4 protein-coding genes are annotated in these 5,449 nt (G+C 43.7%); 2 read left to right on the top strand and 2 right to left on the bottom strand.

From position 1 onward, the window contains the following. Positions 1 to 3: 3 nt before the first annotated feature. Both PN462_RS14320 and acsF read right to left on the bottom strand, forming a co-directional pair. Positions 4 to 1,149, bottom strand: coding sequence for an anhydro-N-acetylmuramic acid kinase (locus PN462_RS14320; protein ID WP_272129118.1), 1,146 nt, complete (start codon positions 1,147 to 1,149; stop codon positions 4 to 6). A gap of 211 nt (positions 1,150 to 1,360) precedes the next feature. Continuing rightward, on the bottom strand, positions 1,361 to 2,416 hold the full coding sequence (gene acsF, locus PN462_RS14315; RefSeq protein ID WP_272129116.1) for a magnesium-protoporphyrin IX monomethyl ester (oxidative) cyclase: 1,056 nt from the start codon (positions 2,414 to 2,416) through the stop codon (positions 1,361 to 1,363). A 261-nt stretch (positions 2,417 to 2,677) separates the two neighbouring features. Here acsF and hemN point away from each other — a divergent pair, with 261 nt between their 5' ends. Continuing rightward, on the top strand, positions 2,678 to 4,069 hold the full coding sequence (hemN, locus tag PN462_RS14310; protein ID WP_272129113.1) for an oxygen-independent coproporphyrinogen III oxidase: 1,392 nt from the start codon (positions 2,678 to 2,680) through the stop codon (positions 4,067 to 4,069). A 271-nt stretch (positions 4,070 to 4,340) separates the two neighbouring features. After that, complete coding sequence (locus tag PN462_RS14305) at positions 4,341 to 5,210, top strand: PEP-CTERM sorting domain-containing protein (RefSeq protein WP_272129111.1); 870 nt, start codon at positions 4,341 to 4,343, stop codon at positions 5,208 to 5,210. Positions 5,211 to 5,449: the final 239 nt, after the last annotated feature.

The raw sequence follows: 5,449 nt of genomic DNA, 5'->3' as shown, positions 1-5,449 counted from the left end.
CCCCTATCTCCTCCATACCTTTCCCAACGGCACAGCACACCTTGCTCCAGTGACTTTGGGTAGGTTTCCGGGGCAGGTGTCATAAACGCGCCAATAGGCTAATACTGCTAAAGCAATGGCTTCTTTAAAATCGCTATTCACTCCTGCTTCGTCACAGGTTAACACCTGACTGGGAGAGAGTCTTGCTTGTAAACGCTTTTTCAAATATAAATTTTTGCCCCCACCTCCCCCTAACAACACGGTATCCGGTTGCTGGGGGAGAAAGAGGCGGTAATTTTCTGCCACTGAGGCCGCTGTGAATTCCGTTAAGGTGGCTAACCAGTCGGCCTCACTTAACTGATAACTTTGAGCATCCTGCCAACATTGGGCTAAATAGGCTTTCCCGTATAATTCTCGTCCCGTGGACTTGGGGGGCGGTTGTTGAATGAAGGTTTGTTGTAACCATTGGTTAACAAGGGGTTGACAGGGTTGGCCTTGGGCGGCCCATTGACCGTTTTTATCGTAGGTTTGTTGGCCGTGGGTTAATTGGGTGACGGCTAAATCTAATAACATATTGCCTGGCCCGGTATCCCATCCTAAGACTTGAGTTTCCCAATTGTCTTGGCTTTGAGGAGGGAGATAGGTGACATTGCCAATGCCGCCTAAGTTTTGAATACAGCGTGTTTCGGTGGGGTGTCCTAGTAACGCTGCATCGACTCTGGGGACGATGGGGGCCCCTTGTCCGCCTTGGGCAATGTCGGCGGCGCGAAAGTTGCTGACGGTGGGGGTTTGGGTGAGGTGGGCGATTAAATCACCTCGGCCTAATTGTAGGCTGTAACCCAGTCTGCCTTGTCCTGTTTTGGCGGGACGGTGAAAGACGGTTTGGCCGTGAGAGCCGATTAATTGGGCGGGATGCTGGGTTGGGAGGGTTTGGGCGGCTTGGGCGAAGGATTGCGCGATCGCATCGTCTAATACCGCCAACTGTTCTAAGGAGATGGACTCCCCTCCACAAACCTCCAGAATTTGCGCTCTGAGGCTTTCTGAGTAAGGAAAGGTCTCTCCTGTGATGAATTCCACCTTGAGGTCAAAGTTCGTGCCTGTAATCTCAATTAAAGCGGCATCTATTCCATCAACGGATGTGCCGCTTATAAGTCCAATAACGAAGGGCATTTTTTGCTAATGGGTAATGGGTAATGGGTAATGGGTAATTGATAATGGATAATGGATATTAACCCGTTTTAACGGGTTTCAGCTATGAGCCTTGGGTTAAAACCCAAGGTTCAACTGTTCCGGAGTTCCCTGTTCCCTGTTCTCCCCCTATTCCCTATTCCCTATTCCCTATTCCCTTTTTCACCAACAACCAACAACTCACAACCCAACCCTAATATACTGCTTCCCATTCGCTGACAGCATCAACGGGTTTGAGGAAATAGAGACGCAGTAAGTCGGTAAAAATGGCGGCCTTTAACGGCAGTTTACGGAGTTGTTTTAACCAACCGGGGGCGGTGCTGTTGTCAATCTCTTGTAATTTTTTGTTACGTTCCGCGCAATTTTCTAAGCGGGCAAAAAATTCAGGATGATCTACATTTAATGTTACCGGGAAAGCACGGGCTGCTGTTTCGTTGGTTTTGCGGGTAATATGGCGATCAAATTCTTGGGCGTTTAAACCTAAAGACTCGTAAAAATCGGCTCTTTCATGGACGGTTAAAGTATGGGTAGCGAAGACGGTTAAGAGGAAGAAGCGGGCCCAGAGTCGTCCATGCCAAGTTTGCCAGAGTTTTTTCTGCGATCGCAATAATGCCTTGAAAATATCCCCGTGGCGGTTTTCATCCTGACACCAGCTTTCAAACATCTCAAACAAGGGATAAAACTCATATTCGGGATGCTGCTCTAAATGGCGATAAATCGTAATATATCGCCAATAACCGATTTTTTCAGACAAATAAACCGCATAAATCACCCATTCCGGTTTAAAAAAGGTATAAGTGCGATTTTTGGTTAAATACCCTAAATCGAGGGTGATATTAAAATCCTGCATAGCCTTATTTAAAAAACCAGCGTGTCGCGCCTCATCCCGGGCCATGAGATGGAAAATTTCTGCCAATAATTGATTCCGGCCTTTTAATTTGCGAGAAAGTTCCTTAAATAGCAAAAATCCGGAGAATTCTGACGTACAAGAGCGTTCTAAAAACTCAATAAACGCCTCCCGTGTCTTTCCGTCAATATGCTCCCAAGATTGCTCAAAAGACTCATTCCGCACAAAATGATGGCGGTTATAGTCAGCCTTCATTTCCGCCACCATCGCCTCTAACTCAGCCCGTTGGCTGGACAAGTCCATTTCCGCCATCGCGTCAAAATCCGTCGTGTAGAAGCGAGGAGTCAGCAAGGTTTCCTTCATCGCGGTTTTAACTTGCGGCTGAGAGACAGCAGTTGACATAATTCCGTTTCCTCCGTTTATAAACCCAAACAGTTATAGCAAGCTGGTTTGAGGGATATATCCCCTCTGATCCGACGTTGTGCAGAATGCCACAATCCGAGTACAATTATGACATTGCAGTTGTATGATTATGCAGTAATAGGGAGACAATGACAAGTCATTGCCCATCTGTGATTACCTCTAATCTTGGCGTGAAAGCATACTGTACGCCTCTTTGACAACTGTGTAACTTTTTTTAAACGTTTCAGAATTAAGAGAAGAATGACGCTCCAAACTGTTGAATTTAATGCCGATCTTTTAAAGAAATACGCCCAACCGTTACCTCGTTATACGAGTTACCCTCCCGCCACGGAATTGCGAGAGTCTTTTAATTCCCAAGCCTTTGAGAATGCCTTAGTGGTGGGGAATAAAAAGCAGACTCCGTTGTCTTTATATTGTCATATTCCGTTTTGTGAAACGCCTTGTTATTTTTGTGGGTGTAATACGTTGATTACTCAACGGAAAGAGGTGGCTGAGACGTATTTAGATTATGTTTTTCAGAATATTGATCAAGTGGCCAGTTGGGTGGACGCTCGACGCACGGTAAATCAGTTTCACTGGGGAGGGGGAACACCGAATTATTTAAATTTAGAGCAAGTTGAGAAGCTCTGGACAAAATTGAGTACGGTTTTTCGGTTTGAAGAAAATGCTGAGGTTTCTATAGAAGTTAATCCGAAATATTTGGATAATAATTATATTCTGTTTTTACGGAGTTTAGGGTTTAATCGCATTAGTTTTGGCATTCAAGATTTTAACCCAAAAGTGCAGGAAGCGATTAACCGTATTCAAAGTGAGTCTCTCTTGTTTCAAGTGATGGACTGGATACGAGAAGCGGGGTTTGAAAGTGTTAATGTAGATTTGGTCTATGGGTTGCCTTATCAGACGTTGGCGACGTTTGAGGATACCATTGAGAAAGCCATTCAACTTGATCCAGATCGCATTGCGTTGTTTAATTTTGCCTATGTCCCTTGGTTAAAACCTGTGCAACGGTTACTCCCGGAAGCTGCGTTACCGAGTGGGGAGGAAAAGTTACGCATTTTTCAAATGTCCATTGAGAAGTTAACCCAACAGGGGTATGTTTTTATTGGCATGGATCACTTTGCGAAACCGGATGATGAACTTGCGATCGCGCAACAAAAAGGACAACTCCACCGCAATTTTCAAGGATACACCACCAAACCCGAATCCGACTTACTTTCCTTTGGCATGACTGCCATTAGTATGCTTCATGATGTCTATATTCAAAACCAAAAACGGTTAAAAGACTATTATCAGGATATCGAAGCCAACCGCTTCCCCATTCAAAAAGGAGTCCAACTCAACCCAGAAGATCATTTACGTCAGGCCATCATCATTGAATTAATGTGTCAATTTCATTTTTCTCCAACTTGTTTACAAGAGAAATACGGCCTACAATTTAATCATAACTTCTCCGACTATTTCGCCCCAGAATTAGCTCAACTCCAACACTTAGCCACAGATGGGTTAGTCGAAATAGACGGAGATACCCTAGAAGTCACCCCACGCGGACGGTTACTCATTCGCAATATTGTCAGCGTGTTTGATACCTACTTAAAACAAAAACAACAGAAAATCTTTTCCCAAGCCATTTAAAGCATAGAATACCCCATTTTATGAGCGTAGGGTGGGTGAGGCGGCTACAACCTAGGCGGTGAAAACTCTCTATCAATCCCCCGTAACCCACCATTTTAGGGGGGTTACTCTCTAAAAAGCATTCCTGCTTAAAAACGTCAATTTTTGTAACGAAACTGTTACAAACAATACTATGAGTAATTATACTAGAAAATGAGAAATTTTAATGAGCGAGTCGAATCAATTAAAATTTGCCTTAATAACCCCCAGTTTCTCGTGTAGAGGTAAATTTATGCTTCTCTCAATCCAAAAATCATTCACTCATTCTATTTTAGCGGCTCTCACTGCAACAAGTTGCATTGTGTTACCGTCCTCATGGGTGAATGCAGCCTCACTCTACTCTGTCACAGAAATCAACCATTTTTCAATCGACTTTTCTTCAAACAACTCTATTTCTTCTGAACAAATCCCTTATACCGCGAGTTTTTATACTGGTTTTGGCATCACAGAAAATAGTCAAGTTAATTATACGATAGCAAACCCTCTAGCCTCCTATTCTTGGACTCAAGACACCGGGAATACTTATCTCGGAGACATCCTAATTCCTGATCTTCAACAAGGGATTGTGTTATCAGAGTACCATCAACAAGAGGAATTAAAACCTTTAATTGACGCAGGATACACCTTTGCCGATCATAATCAGAAGAATCAATATATCTTCAACTCTAATACCTTCGGAGACTACCCAAATTATTATCGAGATGGAGAAATTGGCATCTGGGACAGTACCACGCAAACCAAAATCAGTTTAGGAGATGGTCGTATTTTTGATATTAATAATACGGGGAATATAGTCGGTCGAGACGCGAATGGGAGTGATTATGCTCAATGGGATGCCCTTTTTTGGGAGCAAGGCCAACAATATAATTTGAATACGTTAATTGATCCTAATTTAGGGTTACATTTATATGAAGCTAGAGGGATTAATGATCAGGGTCAAATTGTCGCGTTAGGGATTGATTCATCGGGGAGTAATTCTTTAAGTCGTGTGGTTTTACTCGATCCGATCACCGAATCTGAACCCAATCCCATTCCTGAACCCAGCACGATTTTAGGACTATTGGGCATTCTGAGTGCGGGTGCGATCGTGAAATCCAAGTAAAATCTGAGTCTTGATTTATAGCAAATCGTCTTCTTTATTTAGCGATTCCTGTCTCAGCCTACGAATCTTTCTTTTTGCGAGATTTACCCAAGGTAGCGTAGGGCGAACGCACACAGAACTTAACAATCAGTGCAAGGGGAAGTGAAAAGGCTTAAGATTCAGGATCACCCCACATAGAAGTAGGAGAGACTGATGGCTGAATCAGCACTGGCCAACCTCAAAGAGCATTTCGCCACTTT

It is taken from the genome of Spirulina sp. CS-785/01, assembly GCF_028330525.1.
In the GTDB taxonomy this organism is placed as follows: Bacteria; Cyanobacteriota; Cyanobacteriia; order Cyanobacteriales; family Spirulinaceae; genus JAQMSD01.
The sequence above is the reverse complement of the archived record's forward strand: the minus strand, read 5'-3'. Positions and strand labels throughout refer to the sequence as shown.

What these genes read in the sequence shown, in the direction of transcription:
- PN462_RS14320 (WP_272129118.1), bottom strand. Translation starts at nt 1,149, where the DNA reads ATGCCCTTCGTTATTGGACTTATAAGCGGCACATCCGTTGATGGAATA.
- acsF (WP_272129116.1), bottom strand. Translation starts at nt 2,416, where the DNA reads ATGTCAACTGCTGTCTCTCAGCCGCAAGTTAAAACCGCGATGAAGGAA.
- hemN (WP_272129113.1), top strand. Translation starts at nt 2,678, where the DNA reads ATGACGCTCCAAACTGTTGAATTTAATGCCGATCTTTTAAAGAAATAC.
- PN462_RS14305 (WP_272129111.1), top strand. Translation starts at nt 4,341, where the DNA reads ATGCTTCTCTCAATCCAAAAATCATTCACTCATTCTATTTTAGCGGCT.